This window comes from Burkholderia sp. AU30198, assembly GCF_020419825.1.
GTDB lineage: Bacteria > Pseudomonadota > Gammaproteobacteria > Burkholderiales > Burkholderiaceae > Burkholderia.
Genome location: NZ_JAIZSA010000001.1, coordinates 43,101 through 62,568 on the forward strand (window position 1 = coordinate 43,101; position 19,468 = coordinate 62,568).

Sequence of the window (19,468 nt, forward strand, 5' to 3'; positions counted from 1 at the left end):
CGAAGCAAGGGGACAGCCACGATGAAGTCCGATGATGTGATCGTCAGCTTTCGCGGCGTGCGGAAGACCTACGACGGCGAGACGCTGGTCGTCAAATCGCTCGACCTCGATATCCACCGCGGGGAATTCCTGACGCTGCTCGGCCCGTCGGGCTCAGGCAAGACGACCTGCCTGATGATGCTCGCCGGCTTCGAATTCCCGACGGGCGGCGAGATCCGCCTCGACGGCGAGCTGCTGAACAACGTGCCGCCGCACAAGCGCAACATCGGCATGGTGTTCCAGAACTACGCGCTGTTTCCACACCTGACGGTCGAGCAGAACGTCGCGTATCCGCTGACCGTGCGCAAGCTGCCGGCGGCCGAGCGCGCGGAACGCGTCGCGCACGCGCTGAAGATGGTGCAGATGGAGCGCTTCGCGAAACGCTACCCGGCGCAGCTGTCGGGCGGCCAGCAGCAGCGCATCGCGCTGGCGCGTGCACTCGTGTTCGAGCCGAAGCTGGTGCTGATGGACGAGCCGCTCGGTGCGCTCGACAAGCAGCTGCGCGAACACATGCAGTACGAACTGAAGGCGCTGCACGAAAAGCTCGGCGTGACCTTCGTGTACGTGACGCACGACCAGGGCGAGGCGCTGACGATGTCCGATCGCGTCGCGGTGTTCGACAAGGGCATCGTGCAGCAGCTCGACACCGTCGACCGCCTGTACGAATCGCCGTGCAACGAATTCGTCGCGAACTTCATCGGCGACAGCAACCGGCTGCGCGGCACCATCGCGCGCGTCGACGGCGAATTCTGCGAATTCCGGCTCGACGACGGCACGAAGCTCGTCGGCCGCCGCATCGGCGACGCGGCCGAGGGCGCGCCCGCCGTCGCGTGCATCCGCCCCGAACGCATGAGCCTCGCCGCGCACGGTGCGAACGGGCACGCGAACGGCTCGGCCGCCAACCAGTTGAGCGGCGAGGCGCGCAGCCTCATCTATTTCGGCGACCACGTGCGCATGCGCTGCGCACTGCCGGGCCAGGACGAATGCTTCGTGAAGGTGCCGCTCGGCACCGGCGCGCTCGATGCGTTCTCGCCCGGCGCACCGGTCGCGCTCGCATTTGCACCCGAACACCTGCGCGTGTTCGCGTGAGCAGGGCTTCCCCGATTTTCCGTAGCACGTCGTCAACAACAACTGCCCACTTCCACCACGAGAGGAGAGGAACCACCATGAACCGAGCAAGCTTTACCGCGCGGCGTACCGCGCTGGCACTGGCGCTCGCCGTCGTCGGCGCATCGGCTTCGGCTGCCGAACTCACGGTCGTCAACTTCGGCGGCGCGAACGGCGACGCGCAGAAGGCCGCGTTCAACCAGCCGTTCGAGAAGGCGACCGGCAACAAGGTCACGGCCGTCGAATACAACGGCGAGCAGGCGAAAGTGAAGGCGATGGTCGAGGCGAAGCACGTCAACTGGGACGTGGTCGAAGTCGAATCGGGCGACCTGAATCGCGGCTGCGACGAAGGGCTGTACGAGAAGCTCGACTGGTCGAAGATCGCGAAGAAGTCCGACCTGATTCCGGAATCGCCGCAGGTGTGCGGCGTCGGCTTCTTCGTGTGGTCGACGGCGCTGTCGTACAACGCGGACAAGCTGAAATCGGCACCGACCGGCTGGGCCGATTTCTGGAACGTGAAGAAATTCCCCGGCAAGCGCGGCATGCGCAAGGGCGCGCGCTATAACCTCGAGTTCGCGCTGATGGCCGACGGCGTCGCGCCGAAGGACGTCTACAAGGTGCTCGGCACGAAGGCTGGCCAGGACCGCGCGTTCAAGAAGCTCGACGAGCTGAAGCCGAACATCCAGTGGTGGGAAGCGGGCGCGCAGCCGCCGCAGTTCCTCGTCGCCGGCGATGTCGTGATGTCGACCGCGTACAACGGCCGCATCGACGCCGCGCAGAAGGAAGGCAAGAACCTGAAGGTCGTGTGGAACGGCAGCATCTACGACCTCGACTACTGGGCGATTCCGAAGGGCTCGCCGAACAAGGCGCTGGCCGAGCAGTACATCGCGTACACGCTGACACCGAAGCCGCAGCAGGGCTATGCGCAGCACATCGCGTACGGCCCGGCGAACATCGCGGCGATCAAGTCGCTCGACGCGAAGACGCTCGCGAACCTGCCGAACTCGCCGGCGAACGGCAAGACCGCGGTGCTGGAAGATATCGGCTTCTGGACCGACCACAGCGACGAGCTCGAGCAGCGTTTCGCCGCATGGGCGACGAAGTAACTGCCGTTCAGGTGTCCTGAAGCAACCGGCCGCGCGGCACGTCGATCGTGTCGCGCGGCCTTCCGCTGGATCATGCCCGGCCGGAGAGAACCGTTGAATACGATGACGATCGCGCCTTCCTCGCCGTCGGCGGCCGCGCTCAAGCGCGAGCTGAAGGCCGCCGAAGCCCGCAAGCGCACGATGGCGCTGCTGCTGGTCGCGCCGCTCGCGATATTCCTGCTGCTGATTTTCGTCGTGCCGATCGGCACGCTGCTCACGCGCGCGGTGCAGAACCCGGAGATCGCGACCGCGTTGCCGAACACGATCGCCGCGCTGTCGGGCTGGGACCGCAAGGCACCGCCGGCCGACGCCGCATATGTCGCGCTCGCGGCCGACATGACGAAGGTGGCCGACAGCGAGGCGATGGGTGCGCTCGCGCGGCGCCTGAACACCGAGATTCCCGGCTATCGCTCGCTCGTCGCGAAGACGGCGCGCGCGATGCCGCTGAAGGGCGACAACGACGCGGCGCTGACGCCCGCCCAGACGCGCGAGAAAATCGTCGAGCTCGACGCGCGCTGGGGCGACGTCGCGTACTGGCAGTCGATCGCGAAGAACGGCAGCCAGGTGTCGCCGTTCTACCTGCTCGCCGCGCTCGACCACAAGCAGGACGGCTTCGGCCACATCGTGCAGGCCGACCCCGACCAGTCGATCTATCTCGCGATCTTCGGCCGCACGTTCGTGATCGGCGTTGCCGTCACGCTGTTCGCGCTGCTGCTCGGCTATCCGCTCGCGTACTGGATCTCGACGCTGTCGGAGCGTCGCGCGAACCTCGTGATGATCCTCGTGCTGATTCCGTTCTGGACGTCGGTGCTCGTGCGCGTCGCCGCGTGGATCGTGCTGCTGCAGAGCGAAGGGCTCATCAACACCGCGCTGATCGGCAGCGGGCTGATCTCGCATCCGCTGACGCTGCTGTTCAACCGCGTCGGCGTGTACATCTCGATGACGCACATCCTGCTGCCGTTCATGATCCTGCCGCTGTACAGCGTGATGAAGTCGATCCCGCCGACCTACCAGCGCGCGGCCGTGTCGCTCGGCAGCCACCCGTTCGCCGCGTTCTGGCGCGTGTACGTGCCGCAGACTTATCCGGGCGTCGGCGCGGGCGCGCTGCTCGTGTTCATCCTCGCGATCGGCTACTACATCACGCCCGCGCTGCTCGGCGGGCCGAACGACCAGATGGTCAGCTACTACGTTGCGTACTTCACGAACGTGACGATCAACTGGGGCATGGCGTGCGCGCTCGGCGGGCTGCTGCTCGCGGCGACGCTCGTGCTGTACGCGGTGTACGGGCGCTTCACGCGCACGAACGTGAGCCTCGGCTGAACGCAGCGCACAACGAAACGGGAAGGGGAATCCGACCATGAAACTCGCCAGGCCGCTGTTCGCGCCACACATGTCGTTCGTCGAGCGCGCGTGGTACGTCGCGCTGCGCGTGCTCGTCGTGCTGACACTGCTGTACCTGATCCTGCCGGTGCTCGCGATCGTGCCGCTGTCGTTTTCGTCGAGCACGTTCCTCGTCTATCCGATCCCGGGCTTCTCGATGCGCTGGTACGAGAACCTGATCGCGTCCGACGAGTGGCGGATGGCCGCGAAGAACAGCTTCATCGTCGCGCCGTCGGCGACCGTCGTCGCGACGGTGCTCGGCACGCTCGCCGCGATCGGCCTCACGAAGGCGGACTTCCGCGGCAAGGGGCTGCTGATGGCCGTGCTGCTGTCGCCGATGATCGTGCCGGTGGTCGTGGTCGGCGTCGGCATGTACCTGTTCTTCGCGCCGCTCGGGCTCGCGAACACCTACACGGGGTTGATCGCCGCGCACGCGGCGCTCGGCGTGCCGTTCGTCGTGACGACGGTTGCCGCGACGCTGCAGGGCTTCAACCAGAACCTCGTGCGCGCCAGCCTGTCGCTGGGCGCGAATCCGGTGTCGACGTTCTTCCGTGTGACGCTGCCGGTCATTGCGCCGGGCGTGATGTCGGGCGCATTGTTCGCGTTCGCGACGTCGTTCGACGAAGTCGTCGTCACGCTGTTCCTCGCGGGTGCGGACCAGACGACGCTGCCGCGCCAGATGTTCACCGGTATCCGCGAGAACATCAGCCCGACGATCGCTGCGCTCGCAACGATCCTGATCCTCTTCTCGACGAGCCTGCTGCTGGCGCTCGAATGGTTGCGCGGTCGCAATGCGCGGCGCGCGGTGAGCTGACCCGGCTGGCCCGCCTGCTGCGCCAGCGTGGCCGCGCGTCCTGCACGGCAACGCGCTTTCTTTCATTTCGCTGACTGACGAGGCAGCCGCCTGCACGTTCGATGCGGCTCTGCAACAATACGGGGCGCGGCGGCGCGCGTTCCGTGCGGTGCGACCGGAACGCCGCCGCGAGTCCAATCCGCGACGCGGCGCAACGCGTCGCTCGTCAGCCGAGCCTCATCTTGTCCGAATTCGCTTCCCCCGCCGGCGCGCATGAGCCGGCCGTCAACTGGCGTGCGATGTCCGCGGTGCTGCTGGCCGTCGCGCTCGCGACCCTCGACACCGCGATCGCGAATACCGCGCTGCCCGCGATCGCCACCGACCTGCATGCGTCGCCGGCCGCGTCCGTGTGGATCATCAACGCCTACCAGCTCGCGATGGTTGCGACGCTGTTGCCGTTCGCGTCGCTCGGCGACATCGTCGGCCACAAGCGCGTGTATATCGCCGGGCTCGCGGTGTTCACGCTCGCGTCGCTCGGCTGTTCGCTCGCATCGACGCTGCCGACGCTGACGGCCGCGCGGATCGTGCAGGGCTTCGGCGCGAGCGCGATCATGAGCGTCAACGTCGCGCTGATCCGCGGGCTGTTCCCCGCGCACCGGCTCGGGCGCGGCGTCGGCTTCAACGCGCTCGTGGTCGGCGTGTCGTTTGCGGTGGGGCCCACCATCGCATCGCTGATCCTGTCGGTCGCCGCGTGGCCGTGGCTGTTTGCGGTGAACGTGCCGCTCGGTGTGTTCGCGCTCGCAGTGGCGATTCCGTCGCTGCCGCAGACAGCGCGCGGCAAGCATGCGTTCGATCCGGTCGCTGCCTTGTTCAACGTGATCACGTTCGCGTCGCTGATCTTCGCGCTCGGCGAGTTCGCGCAGCGCGGGCCGCTTTCCGTCGTGTTCGCGGCGGCCGCGGTCGCACTCGCATTCGGCTGGCTGCTGATCCGCCGCCAGGCCGGGCACCCGGCACCGATGCTGCCGGTCGACCTGTTTCGCCGGCCGGTGTTCACGCTGTCCGCGCTGACCGCCGTGTGCGCGTTCGCCGCGCAGGGGCTCGCGTTCGTGTCGCTGCCGTTCTATTTCGAAACCGTCCTGCATCGCGACGCGGTCGAAACAGGGTTCCTGATGACGCCGTGGTCGGTGATCGTCGCGCTCGCCGCGCCGATCGCGGGCCGGTTGTCGGATCGCTATCCGCCGGGCCTGCTCGGCGCGATCGGTCTTGCATTGCTGAGCGCGGGCATGGTGTCGCTCGCCGCGTTGCCGGCGGCGCCGAGCGTCGTCGACATCGGCTGGCGGATGATGCTGTGCGGCGCCGGCTTCGGCTTCTTCCAGTCGCCGAACCTGAAGGCGCTGATGTCGAGCGCACCGCCCGAGCGCAGCGGCGGCGCGAGCGGGATCATCGCGACCGCACGGCTGATCGGGCAGGCGACGGGCGCGGCGCTCGTCGCGCTGTCGTTCGGCATCGCGGGGCGCCATGGGCCGACGCTCGCGCTGATGCTCGGTGCCGGCTTCGCCGGGGCCGCGAGCGTCGCGAGCGGGTTGCGGCTCTTTGCACCGTCGCATCGGGCCGGCGTGCCGGCCGCGTCGACGCGCGTAAGCAAGCGCGCGACGGAGTAGCCGGTGGCGCGCGGCAGGCCGGCGTGATTGACCGAGCGCACGGTCGGGTGCAACGTAGCATTTCACGTCGAATTCGCGAGCACATATGAATTTGCGCAGCGTTGATCTGAATCTGTTGGTCGCACTCGATGCGTTGCTGACCGAGAAGCATGTGACGCGTGCCGCGACGAAGGTGGGGTTGAGTCAGTCGGCGATGAGCAGCGCGCTGGGGCGTTTGCGGATGCTGATGCGCGACGAGTTGCTGATACGCAATGCAACGGGCATGGAGCCGACGCCGCGTGCGCTGGAACTGGAAGCGCCACTGAGACAACTGCTTCGCCAGGCAGAGCGGCTCCTCGAGTCGGATGGCGCGTTCGATCCGGCAACGACGACCCGGCACTTCCGGCTGAGGATGTCCGACGTGCTCGAATATCTGCTGATGCCGTCATTGCTCGCGCAGCTCGAACAGCAGGCGCCCGGCGTGACGCTCGACGTGGTGCACCTGTCGCCGGGGCAGACCGTGACCGCGCTCGATGCCGACGACGTCGACGTCGCGGTCAGCATGGATCTGGAGCATGCGGGCGCGGTGCAGGCGACACCGCTGTTCGACGACCGCATGGTCTGCGTGATGGCGCGGGACCATCCGTGTGCCGCTGAAGAGTTGACGCTCGACCTGTTCCTTTCCCTGCCGCATCTCAAGGTGTCCATCAGTGCGACCGACGGGCGTTACGTCGATGCCACGCTCGCCGGAATGCGCCGCGCCCGGAACGTGGTGCTCAATGTCCCGCACTGGCTGGTCGTGCCGCATCTGTTGCGCCATTCGTCGATGGTCGCGGTGATGTCCGCGCGCCTGGCCGAACGTTTCGCGGAAGACGGGCTGGTGCTCAAGGCGCTGCCGTTCGAGTCAGCGGGTTTCCAGTGGTCGATGTACTGGCACCGGCGCCACGACGGCGTTCCCGCGCAGATCTGGCTGAGGGAGAGGATTCGCGAGGCGGCGAGGCCGATGCGGTTGCCCGGCGCACAGCGCGCGGCGGGCTGAACGCCGTCGATGCGTCACGGGCGTCGCCAGCGCGGCAATTGCCGGAGGCAGCTGATGACCGTGCCCGCCAGTGCGAATACGCTGCCGGCCCACAACGCGACGATCGGGCCACCGGCCCCGGCGACGTGAAAGCACAAGGCCACCAGCGCTGCACCGAGCGTCTGTCCGAGCAGGCGGGCCGTCGCGACGATGCCGCTGGCGCCGCCGCTGCGCTCGGCCGGCGCACTGCCCATCAGCGCCTTGAGGTTCGGCGCCTGGAAGAAGCCGAATCCGGCGCCGCACATCATCATCCGCCACACGATATCGAGCGTCGAAGGCGCGGGCGGCAGCATGGCCAGCGATGCCATGCCGATGCACAGGATCGAGAGGCCGACGGTGCCGAGGATGCCGGCCGGGTATCGGTCGGCCAGGCGTCCGGCCACGGGCGCCATGATGGCCACCACGACAGGCCACGGCGTCATGAGGAAGCCCGTGTCGACCTGACTGTTGCCGAGGCCGGCTTGCAGGAAGAACGGCAGTGACACGAACGCGAGGCCCTGCGTCGCAAACGAGCAAACCGAGGTGGCGGCGGACAGGGAGAAGACCGGCCGTCGAAACAGGTCGGCTGCGAGCAGCGGAGCGGGGTGATGCGCCTGGCGCTTCAGCAGCGTGTAGCCGCAGGCTGCCGCGACGATCCATTCGGCGATGACCGTCGGCGACAGACCGTCGTGCGAAACCGTTCCCAGTCCAAGGATCAGCAGTGCGAAGCAACCGGCGCACAGCAAGGCGGCGGCGATATCGAAGTCATGTCGGGCACGAGCGGTGATCGGCAGGGTGCGAACCGCCAATGCGACGGAAAGCAGGCCGATAGGAACGTTGATCAGGAACAGCCAGTGCCATGACGTGACCGACAGGATGGCCGACGCGACGGTCGGCCCGACGGTGAACGAAACGGCGACGACGAGCGCATTCAACCCGACGCCGCGGCCGAGCAGCCTGGCCGGGTACGCAAAACGAATCAGCGCGGTGTTGACGCTCATGATTGCAGCCGCGCCGATACCTTGCAACGCACGCGAAGCGGCGAGCGCGGGAAGCGACCCTGCGATGCCGCACGCGAGTGAGCTGGCGGTGAACAGGATCAGCCCGGCGATGTAAATGCGCCGGTGGCCGAATATCTCGCCGAGCGACGCAAACGGCAGCAAGGTCGCGATCATCGCAAGCTGATACGCATTGACGACCCAGATCACCGAGGCAGGATCGGCGCCGATGCTTCTGCCGATGGTCGGCAGCGCGGTATTGGTAATGGCCGTATCGAGATTGGCCATCGCGACCGCGAGCGAGAGGGCGATCAATGCCGCGATTCGCTGTCGCGTCGGCAGGCCGTCGTGAAGGGGCGGGCTGAGGGGAGGCAGGTGGGTTGTCGACATCGCGGGCAGCGCAGGTTGGGTGAATGCCCACTGTCGCATCCGCCAGGCAATTGATCCAACGGATGTTTGTGATGCCGATATTGACGCGGTGGATAGTGGTGTCGCCGTGAGGCGATCCGCGTTCATGCTGTCTTCCGCCGGCCGGCGCGCGACCTGCCACCGCCGCGCGCCGGTTTTCACGCTTCGCTTAGAACCCGCCCGACTTGATCAGCTGGTTGAGGTTCGCGATGTTCAGGCTGCCGAAGCCGGTCGTGTAATCCCAGCCGGTGCCTGCGTTATAGCCATACCCCTGATAGCCGTTGTTCCCCGACACCACGTCGTAGCGCACGAGCGACGGGTTCGACGGAATGTCGGCGTAGAACTTCCCGGCCGGGAAGCCGAGGCCCGTGCCGTTCGCTGCAAGCAGGCGTGCCCAGAGGCCCGTGAAGATCGGCGCGGCGAGGCTCGTGCCGCCGATCTGCTGCAACTGGCCGTAGTTGTAGATGTACGCGCCGGTGCTTTGCGCGGCGTCGAACGCGACGTCCGGCAACTGGCGGTTGCTGCCCGACTGCCACGACGGCGCGGGCAGGATCGTGCTGACGCCGCCGCCGGTCGCCCACAGCTTGCCGTTCGAATCGAGCCCTTCGTTCCACACCGTCTCGCTCGAGAACGCGCCCGCCGACGACGTATAGAGCGTCGTGCCGCCGATCGCGAGCACGTGCGGCGACGAGGCCGGCCACGACACCGTGTAGTTCGCGCCGTCCGGATAGCCGCGGTTGTTGCACTCGTACACGCCTTCGTCGCCCGACGAAACCGAGAACGTCTGGCCTTGCGCCGCGGCGGTCGTGAAGATCTGTTCCTCGGCGTCGATCGTGCCGTCCGCGTTCGCGTCGGTCTCGCACCAGCCGAGCGACACGTTGATCACTTTTGCGGTGTTGTCCGACACCGCCTGGTTGAACGCCTGCGTGAGCCCCGTGTTGCCGGAGGCGCTGAGGTCCGCCATGTAGAACACGAGCTTGCCGACCTGGCCGCCGGCCGAGCCGACGATCGACTGGCTGTCGAGATCCCATTCGCCCTGGCCGTCCTGGTCGTCGGTGTAGCTGCCGCCCGAGCCGTTGGTCTGGACGGTCTGCGTCGACACCGCGCCGTAGCCGTTGCTCGACGTGAACTGCTTCAGGTCCTGCAGCGTCTGCGACACGCCGCCGATCGTGATGATGCCGACGGTCACGCCGGCCGCGGTCGGCACGCCGGTTGCGTTGTAGAGGCCCGGGAATTCCTTCGGATAGTGGCCGGTTGCGGTGCCGGCCGCGAGCGCCTGCGGCTTCGACACGTTGCCGATGCGCAGCAGCGGCCGCGCGTGTGCGACGCTCTGCAGCCCGAGCACCGAACCGACGACGTCGCCGAGCGCGCGCGGCACCTGCGCGGTCGACGTATTGGCGAAGCCCGAGCGGCCCGCGTAGTCGAAGTGCACGAGCGACGTGTTGAAGGCGGCCTTCACCGTGCCGGCCGTGCCGCGAGCGGATACCAGCAACCGGTTCGGCGCGACCTCGACGTTCACGAAGCCGCTCTTGTGCAGGTAGTCGACGACCGACTTCACCTGCGCGTCGGTCGGCGCGTAGCTGGCGAGGAACTGCGCATGCGTGAGGTACTGGCGGTAATGCGCGCTGCCCGGCCGGTTCACGTCGCGCGCCAGTTGCTTGAGCTGCGCGGCATTGCGCAGCTTCAGGCTGACGACGACGTTGCTCGTTTCACCGGACGCGAGTTCGAGCGACGGCGCCGCGCTGCGCGCCATCAACTGCGGGCCGGTCAGAAAGGCCTTCGTATGGGTGTCGACCCAGTCCGTCGCCGCATGCGCCGCAGCGGCGGCGAACACGAGCGGTGCCACGCACGCAAGGCGGCGGGGCGACGGCAGGGGCAGGGCAAACCAGGCGTTCCTTTTCATCGGGAGTCCTTTTTAGGAGAGACGACGTTGCTGGAGCCCCCGACCCTTGTGGGGTCGCGAGCGGTGACGAGCGTAGGGCGTCGCCGCGGTTCGGGTAGCTGCCAGTTTCCATAGCTGTCAGTTCTGACATCGGCGCTTCCACGCGCATGCGTTGCGTCGTCCGCACAAGCAATCGTGGCCGTGGCGAACGGAACCGGTTCGCGACACGAGGGCACGGCAAGGCGCGACGTTCGCACGCACGAGTCGTTCGTCGCGGCGCCGGAACGTGCGCGATCGCGGAGCGGATCGACCCGTGAACGCATCGCGCGCGGCCGGTCGTTGCCGCGTGCCGCGTCGCACTATGTGGTCAAACGAAGCGGCATGGCAGGAATGGATTCGTGCGTGCACAAAAAAGGGGCTGGTCGATCGCAAACGTTTCCCGAACTGTGGAACGGTGCTTCCGACAGTCTTGCGGGCTGCTTTCGGATCGCATGCTGCGGTTGCAAATTAGAGGAAAGGCTCGAATCCGGCGGCGTGCGCGTGCCGACGCGGCGCACGGCAGGCCCGTGCAAGATCGCACGACGCCGTTCGTGAAATTCCGCCTTGACGCGCGTCGATCAGCGGATATTCTTCGATCCATAACCATCGGGTTATGGATTTGGACATGCAGAACGCACACGACATGCTTTTCAGGACGCTGGCCGATCCCACCCGCCGCGCGCTCTTCGAGCGGCTGTGCGCGGACGGCGAGCTGACGGTTGCCGCGCTGACGGCCCATGCGGGCGTCTCGCAGCCGGCCGTCTCGAAGCATCTCGGCGTCCTGAAGCATGCCGGGCTCGTGAGCGACCGTCACGAAGGCCGGCAGACGCACTACAGCGCACAGCCTCAAGCGCTGGCCCCGCTGATCGACTGGACGAGCCAGATGGCCGGCTTCTGGCAGAACCGGTTCGATGCCCTCGAAGATCTTCTGAAAAGGATGGATCAGTAATGAACCAGGCCACCACTGAAACGCGCTCCGTCGTTGTCGACCGGGAGCTGCCTCATCCGCCGGAGAAGATCTGGCGCGCGCTCACGCAACCGCACCTGATCGAAGCGTGGCTGATGAAGAGCGACTTCGAGCCCGTCGCGGGCCGCGCTTTCAGCTTCCGCGCGGACTGGGGTTCGGTCGACTGCACGGTGCTGACGATCGAGCCGCCGCGGGAGTTGTCCTATACGTGGGCCGCGTATGGCCTCGAAAGCGTCGTCACATGGACGCTCACGCCGACACCGGCCGGCACGCACCTGCGGATGGAGCAGGTCGGCTTCCGCACGGACCAGGAGCAGGCGTATCGCGGTGCACAGCACGGCTGGGTCCGGTTCTTCGACGCGCTCGAACAGGTGCTGGCCCGCCCCGACGAAGGCACGGAGGCGCGCGCATGAGCACAACGGACCTCACGCCGTCGGCGCGTATCGACGCGCTGATCGCCGGCATCGCGGACTGGCGCGGCAAGACCTTCGCCGACCTGCGCCAGACGATCCTCGCTGCGCAAGCGGGCATCGTCGAGGAGTGGAAATGGATGGGCAGCCCCGTGTGGGAATGCGACGGGATGATCGCGGTGGCGAACGCGCACAAGGGCAAGGTGAAGCTGACCTTCATGCACGGCGCGCAGCTGCCCGATCCCGACCAGCTGTTCAACGACGGTCTCGACGGCAACGCGCGGCGCGCGATCGACTTTTTCGAAGGCGACCGGATCGACAAGCGGGCGTTGAAGAACCTCGTACGCGCGGCGATTGACTACAACCGCACGCATCTGAAGAAGAACGCGCGGGCGGGTGCCAGTGCGAAGGTGCGAAGCAGCAAGGTGGCGTGATGTGGCGCGGCGCCGTTATCGGTCCTTGCGCCGGAAAGTGAACATGGTGCCGCCACAGCAGTTGCCTTGCTGCAAGAAGACGGTGAAGGTTTTGTCAACGACGGCATAGCTGATGGTCACGACGTCCAGGCGGTCGTTGGGCAAATAGCTTCCCGACATCGCCGGGACGAAATCAATCGCGTCGCGGGCGAGCAGGTAGAGATGCTCGTCATGCACCGTCGTGGCAGGCGACAGGGTGTTCAGCTCGTTCTCCGCGGCGCTGTCGTGGGGCTGGCCGATCTCGTATTGCATGCCTGCATCGCGGTACGGGATCGACAGCAGCACCTTGCCCTCGACACTCACGCGCGTCGCGAGCGATGGGTCCACGATGATCGTCATGCTGTCGAGCCGGTGCAGGTCCTTGCGTGTCAGGCTCACGTCCGAGAACTCGCGACGCGCCATCGAGATGACCGATATGTTTGATTTCCATCGGCCTTTCTCGCGCCATGAATCCCACATGCCGTTGGCTCCGCCGGAGCCGGTGATGTTGTCGAGCACGTAAGTGCCGATCGCGTGCGTGAGGATCTCGCGTTTCGAGCCGATGACGATTTCCGACGTCTGATGCGCGTCGACAGGCAAATGCCGGTCGCCACGGGCCGATGTCCAGGTTCCGTCGAGCGTGTTGCCGGTCACCTTGCCTGTGAAGGTGCCGGTGTGTTGACCGTCACTCCCGATCTCGTCCATCGTAAAGGTGCCCACTGGATCAATCTTGCCGCTCAGCGCGATAGCGTTGCGCTTGCCGGCGTAGCGATAGCTTCCCGTCAACTTTCCTTCGGTATTCTTGAGATCCATCGTGAACGCATAGCGGTCACCGATCCGGCCTGCAAAGTACTTGTGGAAGTACTGAGCGTCGGCCAGCGCTGTCGTGGCAGTGATCAAGGACAGAAGCACTGCGGCGAGTTGCAGGGCAGGACGGAACATGGGGCGCGGTAGGGGGCGATGGTGGCGCCATTGTGACACGGTGGCCCAAATCGCGACGTAGCCGGTCCCGCGCGTGGCGCGGCCCGTCGGCGGGACGTCGATTCATTCGCGATGACCGCAAAAAAAGCCCGACACGAGGTCGGGCATCCAAATCGGCCGCAACCACCGCGAGGCGGCTGCGGCACCTGCAAAAGCCGCGCGCTTACGCTGCGAGCAGCGAGCGCAGCACGAACGGCAGGATACCGCCGTGCTTGTAGTAGTCGACTTCGATCGGCGTATCGATGCGCAGCAGCACCTGCACGCGCTGCGATTCGCCGTTCTTGCGGTTGATCACGAGCGTGACGTCCTGCTGCGGCTTGAAGTCGTCGCCAAGGCCTTCGATGTCGTACGTCTCTTCGCCGGTGATGCCGAGCGACTGGATGCTGTCCGCGCCCTTGAACTGCAGCGGCAGCACGCCCATGCCGACCAGGTTCGAGCGGTGGATCCGCTCGAAGCTGCGTGCGATCACGGCCTTCACGCCGAGCAGTTGCGTGCCCTTCGCGGCCCAGTCGCGCGACGAGCCCGTGCCGTACTCTTCGCCCGCGAACACGACCGTCGGCGTATCCGCGCCGACATATTGCATGGCCGCGTCGTAGATCGACTGCTGTTCGCCGCTCGGCTGGTGGATCGTCAGGCCGCCTTCGACGCGCGAGCCGTCTTCCTTCGCCGGGATCATCAGGTTCTTGATCCGGACGTTCGCGAACGTACCGCGCATCATCACGTCGTGGTTGCCGCGGCGCGAGCCGTAGCTGTTGAAGTCGGCCTTCTGCACGCCGTTTTCCTTCAGCCACTTGCCTGCCGGCGAGTCTTCCTTGATCGAGCCTGCCGGGCTGATGTGGTCGGTCGTGACCGAGTCACCGAAGATGCCCAGTGCGCGCGCGCCCTTGACCGTCGGGATCGATGCAGCCGGTTCCATCGAGAAGTCGTTGCCGAAGAACGGCGGCTCGGCGATGTACGTCGACTTCGGCCAGTCGTAGACCTGGCCCGTTTCGCCCTCGATCTTGCTCCAGAGGTCGCCCTTCTTGGTCAGCTTCGAGTAGTTGTCCTCGAACTTCTTCGGATCGAGCGCGAACTTGAGCAGCGCGTGGATTTCGTCGCTCGTCGGCCAGATGTCGCCGAGATAGATATCGCGGCCGCCCTTGCCCTTGCCGACCGGCTCGGTCATCAGGTCGCGCGTGATGTTGCCGGCGATCGCGTACGCGACGACCAGCGGCGGCGACGCGAGGAAGTTCGCGCGGATGTTCGGGTGGATACGCGCTTCGAAGTTACGGTTGCCCGACAGCACGGCTGCCGCGACGATGTCGTTCTTCGTGATCGCTTCGTTCAGCTCCGGCGTCAGGTCGCCCGCGTTGCCGATACAGGTCGTGCAGCCATAGGCCGCGACTTCGAAGCCGAGCTTCGACAGGTAGGGCAGCAGGCCCGTCTTCGTCAGGTACTCGGTGACGATGCGCGATCCCGGCGCGAGCGAGGTCTTGATCTTCGGATCGACCGTGAGGCCGGCCTCGACCGCCTTCTTCGCGAGCAGGCCAGCGGCCAGCAGCACGCTCGGGTTCGACGTGTTCGTGCACGACGTGATCGCGGCGATCAGCACGTCGCCGTTCTTCACGTCGACGCCGTTGCTCGTCGTGTATTGCGTGGCCAGATCGTCCGCCTTCTTCGCGAAGCCGTTGTCTGCCACCGGCTTCGAGAACAGGTCGGTGAACGTCGACTTGACGTTGCCGATCTCGATGCGGTCCTGCGGGCGCTTCGGGCCGGCCAGCGACGGAGCGACCGTTGCCAGATCCAGCGTCACGACCTTCGTGTAGTCGATGTCGCCGGCCTTCGGGATACCGAACAGCTTCTGCGCCTTGAAGTAGTTTTCGAACGCGGCGATTTCCGCCTTCGTGCGGCCCGTGCCTTCGAAGTAGTCGATCGTCTTTTCGTCGACCGGGAAGAAGCCCATCGTTGCGCCGTATTCCGGCGCCATGTTGCCGATCGTCGCGCGGTCCGGCAGCGACAGCGACTTCGTGCCAGCGCCAAAGAACTCGACGAACTTGCCGACGACCTTTTCCTTGCGCAGCATTTCGGTGATGGTCAGCACCAGGTCGGTGGCCGTCACGCCTTCGCGCAGCTTGCCCTTCAGCTCGACGCCGACGACGTCAGGCGTCAGGAAGTACACCGGCTGGCCGAGCATGCCGGCTTCAGCCTCGATGCCGCCCACGCCCCAGCCGACCACGCCGATGCCGTTGATCATCGTCGTGTGGCTGTCGGTGCCGACGAGGGTATCCGGGTAGTACACGGTATCGCCGCCGTCCGACTTCTTGTGGACGCCACGCGCGAGGTATTCGAGGTTCACCTGGTGGACGATGCCGACGCCCGGCGGCACGACCTTGAACGTGTCGAATGCCTGCATGCCCCACTTCATGAACTGGTAGCGCTCGTTGTTGCGCTGGAATTCCAGTTTCATGTTCAGGTCGAGCGCGTCCTTCTGGCGGAAGTAGTCGATCTGGACCGAGTGGTCGACGACGAGATCGACCGGGACCAGCGGCTCGATCTTCTTCGGGTTCTTGCCCGTGCGCTCCGCGACGCCGCGCATGGCCGCGATGTCGGCGAGCAGCGGCACACCCGTGAAGTCCTGCAGCACGACGCGCGACACCACGAACGGAATCTCGTCGACGCGCTTGGCCGTCGGCTTCCAGTTCGCCAACTGCTCGATGTGCTCTTCGGTGATCTTCTTGCCGTCGTAGTTGCGCAGCACAGACTCGAGCACGATACGGATCGACACCGGCAGGCGTTCGATCTTCGTCTTCAGTTCCTTGCCGAGCTGCGGCAGCGAGTAGAACTTGCCTTTGCCGGAACCGCTGTCGAATTCCTTGAGGGTCTTGTGGAGATTGTGGGCCATGGTGATTTTCCTGGGTTTAAGGCTAGGAAACAACGTGTCCTGTAGATGACGGCTATATCACATACAAGTCGACGTACTGATCGACCGGCATCGCTTCGAGCTTTGCCTGATCCAGCGACACGTCGAGAATCGCTTGTTGCTGCTTTGCCGGGAAGCGGCGGGCGAGGTTGGTCCTGAACTTCTCGACCAGGAGCGGGATGCCTTCGGTGCGGCGTCGCTGATGGCCGAGCGGGTATTCGACCGCCACTTCGGCAAGTTTCGATCCGTCCGCGAACTCGATCGTCAGTGCATTCGCGATCGAGCGCTTGTCCGGGTCGTGGTAATCCTTCGTGAACTGCGGATCCTCGACGCATACCGTCTTCGCGCGCAGCGCGTCGATGCGGGGATCGGCGGCGGCCGAATCTTCATAGTCGGCCGCGGTCAGCCGGCCGAACAGCAGCGGCACGGCGACCATGTACTGGATGCAGTGGTCGCGGTCGGCCGGATTGGCGAGCGGGCCCTGCTTGTCGATGATGCGGATCGCGGCCGCGTGCGTGCGGATCGTGATCCGGCTGATCTCGTCGGTCGTGCGGCCCGCGGCGGCGAGCTGCGCGTGCAGCTGCAGCGCGGCCTCGGCGGCCGTTTGCGCGTGGAATTCGGCGGGGAACGCGATCTTGAACAGCACGTTTTCCATCACGTACGTGCCGTACGGGCGCTGGAAGCGGAGCGGCTTGCCGTCGAACAGCACGTCGTAGAAGCCCCAGGTCCTGGCGGTGAGCGCCGACGGGTAGCCCATTTCCCCCGTTTTCGCGATCAGCGCGAGGCGCACCGCGCGGGAGGTCGCGTCGCCGGCCGCCCATGATTTGCGCGAACCGGTGTTCGGCGCGTGGCGGTAGGTGCGCAGCGCCTGGCCGTCGACGAACGCGTTGGACACCGCGTTGATCAGCTCGTCGCGCGTGAGCCCGAGCAGCCGGCCGACGACGGCCGTCGACGCGACTTTTACGAGCAGCACGTGGTCGAGCCCGACTGCGTTGAACGAATTCTCGAGGGCGAGGCAGCCCTGGATCTCGTGGGCCTGGATCATCGCGACCAGTACGTCGCGCATCAGGAGCGGCTTCCGGCCGGCCGCGACGGCCGTGCGGGAGAGCCAGTCGGCCGTCGCCAGGATCCCGCCGAGATTGTCGGACGGATGACCCCATTCGGCGGCGAGCCAGGTGTCGTTGAAGTCCAGCCAGCGGATCATCGCACCGATGCCGAACGCGGCCTGGACGGGATCGAGCTGGAAGGACGTGCCGGGCACCTTCGCGCCGTTCGGCACGATCGTGCCGGGCACGACGGGGCCGAGCAGCTTGGTGCAGGCAGGGTAGGACAGCGCCTCGAGTCCACATCCGAGCGTGTCGATCAGGCAATGACGCGCCGTCTCCAGCGCGAGCGCGCTGTCGAGACCGGTGTTCAGCACGTAGTCGACGATATCGACGAGTACCGTATCCGGAGCAGGGCGGACGTTGGAGACCGGGGCGGACATCGAGGGGCCGATGGAACGCGCTTAGTTCGTTGCCGGCTTCAGCTCGTTCGACTGCGTCGGTGCCGGCGTGCCTTGCGTCATTTCCGGCGTCACGCATTCGTCCGCGAGGCGCTCGCCGCCGTTTGCGTCCGAGAACAGCATTGCCTTGGTCGGGATCACGATCAGCTTGAAGCCTGCTGCCGGATCGTAGAACGTGTCGGCGCCCGTCGTCGTGGCTTGACGCGGCAGCTTGTAGTTCTTCTTCGCCCAGTGAACCGTGACGACCTGGTCGCGCTTCATGTCGCCGGCGAGGTCGAACGACAGACCTTCCTTGCAGGACCACTTGACCGCGCCGTCCGGTACCGGATCGACCTTCGCTGCGGCACGTGCCTGTGCCTTCTTGCTACGCGGGATGATGCGCTTGGCCGGCGCCGGGCGCTTGGCCGTTGCCTTCTTCGCGGTCGTCGTAGTCGTACCCTGGGCAAACGCGCTCGGAGCCGACACCAGCATCGTGGCGGACAAGGCGCCGATAGCGGTAGCGATCAGGAGTTTCTTCATGGAGTCAGAACCTTTCGATAATCAGTTGACAAGGGCCGGCAATCGAAGCGGCCGGCCGGTTTGAAACTGCACGCGCCCCGAAAGCGCGCAGCGGCCGCTATTTTCACCTATTTGGCCGCATACATATCAGGTTTTCGGGCTCCGTTACGTTTTTTGTCGTTTCGCAAAACTCTATCCGGTTCGCGCGTCGTCGAATGCATGAATCTCGTGTATCGGCCGGCGGCGCGCGCTTACGGCGCGCTGCCTGCGGCGGCCGGCCCGAACAGCGGCGCGGCCTCGGCCGGTACGGGCTGGCCGGTGGCCTGCGCGCGGCGCAGCACCGACCAGTAATACCGGTAGCTCGCGCGATCGTGCAGCGTATCACCGTGGCGCGTCGGCCCCCAGTCGGCGGCCTGCGCGGCCAGCAGGATCTCGGCGGCCAGCGCGACTTCGTCGGTGCGCGGCGCGAATGCGTCGACGATCGGGCGGATCTGCGCGGGATGGATGCTCCACATCCGCGTGAACGCGAATTCGTCGCGCGCGCGGCGTGCATCGCCGGCGACGATGCTCATGTCGCGCACCTCGGTCGTCACGTTGTGCGACGGCGTCTTGCCGTGCGCGTGGCAGGCCGCGGCGATTTCCAGCTTCGCGCGGCGCACGAGCGGATGCTCGAACTGGCCCGGCGAGCGCATCGCGGAATCGGGAATCGCGCCATGGTGCGCGGAAACGAAATCCATCAGCCCGAAGCTCAGCGTGCCGACCGTCGGCAGCGCGGCGAGGGCGGCCGCCTGCGCGAGCGCGCCGTGCGTCTCGACCAGCACGTCGACCGGGATCGGCTGCGTAATGCCGAGCTCGCGGCGCGTGCCTTCGATGAACGCGGTCATTTCGGCTGCGTCGGCGGCACTCGCGATCTTCGGGAGCGTGATGTAGGCGGGAGCGCGCGACGCACGCAGCACGATGCGCACGTCGTCGCGCCAGTGCGGGTGGGAAAAGTCGTGGATACGGACGCCGACGCGGCCGAAGCGGTTCTCGGCGCTGCCGAGCAGTTCGGCGACGAGTGCCGCGTGCGCGGCTTCCTGGCCGACGGCCGCGCCGTCTTCGCAGTCGAGCGTGATGTCGAAAACGGGGCCCGTTTCGGCCTGCAGCGCGAGCGACTTGCGCATCAGCTTTTCGCTGCCCGCGTAGTGATCGCAGCAGGGCAGGATCGCGGGCGGGGACGCCCCGTCGTACAGCACTTGTGCAGGAGTGAGCGCGGCCATCTCGTCTACG

Annotated in this window: 16 protein-coding genes; 9 read left to right on the forward strand and 7 right to left on the reverse strand. The window is 66.3% G+C overall.

Annotation, left to right across the window (positions count from 1 at the left end; translation table 11 throughout):
• Positions 1 to 21: 21 nt before the first annotated feature.
• The 6 genes from LGN19_RS00180 (at position 22) to LGN19_RS00205 (ending at position 7,143) form a co-directional block, all read left to right on the forward strand.
• Positions 22 to 1,128 carry an ABC transporter ATP-binding protein gene (locus LGN19_RS00180; RefSeq protein ID WP_226212785.1) on the forward strand — a complete coding sequence of 369 codons (1,107 nt, stop codon included), beginning with the start codon at positions 22 to 24 and terminating at the stop codon, positions 1,126 to 1,128.
• Positions 1,129 to 1,205: 77 nt separating this feature from the next.
• Positions 1,206 to 2,252 (forward strand): ABC transporter substrate-binding protein, encoded by a 1,047-nt coding sequence (locus LGN19_RS00185; protein ID WP_175222888.1) that lies wholly within the window; start codon positions 1,206 to 1,208, stop codon positions 2,250 to 2,252.
• 102 nt (positions 2,253 to 2,354) lie between these two features.
• Positions 2,355 to 3,611 (forward strand): ABC transporter permease, encoded by a 1,257-nt coding sequence (locus LGN19_RS00190; protein ID WP_174960885.1) that lies wholly within the window; start codon positions 2,355 to 2,357, stop codon positions 3,609 to 3,611.
• A 37-nt stretch (positions 3,612 to 3,648) separates the two neighbouring features.
• Positions 3,649 to 4,485, forward strand: coding sequence for an ABC transporter permease (locus LGN19_RS00195; protein WP_122949202.1), 837 nt, complete (start codon positions 3,649 to 3,651; stop codon positions 4,483 to 4,485).
• Positions 4,486 to 4,706: 221 nt separating this feature from the next.
• Entirely contained in the window at positions 4,707 to 6,125 is a 1,419-nt protein-coding gene (locus LGN19_RS00200; RefSeq protein ID WP_174960836.1) for an MFS transporter, read from the forward strand.
• A gap of 85 nt (positions 6,126 to 6,210) precedes the next feature.
• Entirely contained in the window at positions 6,211 to 7,143 is a 933-nt protein-coding gene (locus LGN19_RS00205; RefSeq protein WP_226212786.1) for a LysR family transcriptional regulator, read from the forward strand.
• Between the two features lie 14 nt (positions 7,144 to 7,157).
• Here LGN19_RS00205 and LGN19_RS00210 read toward each other — a convergent pair whose 3' ends face one another.
• Entirely contained in the window at positions 7,158 to 8,549 is a 1,392-nt protein-coding gene (locus LGN19_RS00210; RefSeq protein ID WP_226213500.1) for an MFS transporter, read from the reverse strand.
• A gap of 187 nt (positions 8,550 to 8,736) precedes the next feature.
• Positions 8,737 to 10,470 carry a protease pro-enzyme activation domain-containing protein gene (locus tag LGN19_RS00215; protein WP_226212787.1) on the reverse strand — a complete coding sequence of 578 codons (1,734 nt, stop codon included), beginning with the start codon at positions 10,468 to 10,470 and terminating at the stop codon, positions 8,737 to 8,739.
• A 643-nt stretch (positions 10,471 to 11,113) separates the two neighbouring features.
• On the opposite strand from LGN19_RS00215, the gene LGN19_RS00220 reads away from it, so the two are divergent.
• From LGN19_RS00220 to LGN19_RS00230, 3 genes are read left to right on the forward strand one after another with little or no spacing between them, the layout of a single operon-like run.
• Entirely contained in the window at positions 11,114 to 11,437 is a 324-nt protein-coding gene (locus LGN19_RS00220) for an ArsR/SmtB family transcription factor (RefSeq protein WP_226212788.1), read from the forward strand.
• Complete coding sequence (locus LGN19_RS00225) at positions 11,437 to 11,868, forward strand: SRPBCC family protein (protein WP_226212789.1); 432 nt, start codon at positions 11,437 to 11,439, stop codon at positions 11,866 to 11,868. The genes LGN19_RS00220 and LGN19_RS00225 overlap by 1 nt, the downstream gene beginning before the upstream one ends.
• A complete protein-coding gene (locus LGN19_RS00230) occupies positions 11,865 to 12,299 on the forward strand; it encodes a DUF1801 domain-containing protein (protein WP_226212790.1) in 435 nt (144 codons plus the stop codon). Before LGN19_RS00225 ends, LGN19_RS00230 begins: the two co-directional genes overlap by 4 nt.
• 15 nt (positions 12,300 to 12,314) lie before the next feature.
• Here the strand turns inward: LGN19_RS00230 and LGN19_RS00235 are convergent, their stop codons facing one another.
• From LGN19_RS00235 to LGN19_RS00255, 5 genes are all read right to left on the reverse strand, one after another.
• Positions 12,315 to 13,259: a hypothetical protein gene (locus tag LGN19_RS00235; protein WP_226212791.1), complete on the reverse strand. Its 945-nt coding sequence runs from the start codon at positions 13,257 to 13,259 to the stop codon at positions 12,315 to 12,317.
• 202 nt (positions 13,260 to 13,461) lie between these two features.
• Positions 13,462 to 16,179, reverse strand: a complete 2,718-nt coding sequence (gene acnA / locus LGN19_RS00240; RefSeq protein ID WP_226212792.1) for an aconitate hydratase AcnA — start codon at positions 16,177 to 16,179, stop codon at positions 13,462 to 13,464.
• Positions 16,180 to 16,231: 52 nt separating this feature from the next.
• The gene (locus LGN19_RS00245) at positions 16,232 to 17,683 is read right to left on the reverse strand and encodes a bifunctional 2-methylcitrate dehydratase/aconitate hydratase (protein ID WP_226212793.1); all 1,452 of its coding nucleotides are present in this window, start codon (positions 17,681 to 17,683) and stop codon (positions 16,232 to 16,234) included.
• Between the two features lie 21 nt (positions 17,684 to 17,704).
• Positions 17,705 to 18,220 (reverse strand): hypothetical protein, encoded by a 516-nt coding sequence (locus LGN19_RS00250; RefSeq protein WP_011355750.1) that lies wholly within the window; start codon positions 18,218 to 18,220, stop codon positions 17,705 to 17,707.
• 230 nt (positions 18,221 to 18,450) lie between these two features.
• The gene (locus LGN19_RS00255; protein WP_319000620.1) at positions 18,451 to 19,458 is read right to left on the reverse strand and encodes an HpcH/HpaI aldolase/citrate lyase family protein; all 1,008 of its coding nucleotides are present in this window, start codon (positions 19,456 to 19,458) and stop codon (positions 18,451 to 18,453) included.
• Positions 19,459 to 19,468: the final 10 nt, after the last annotated feature.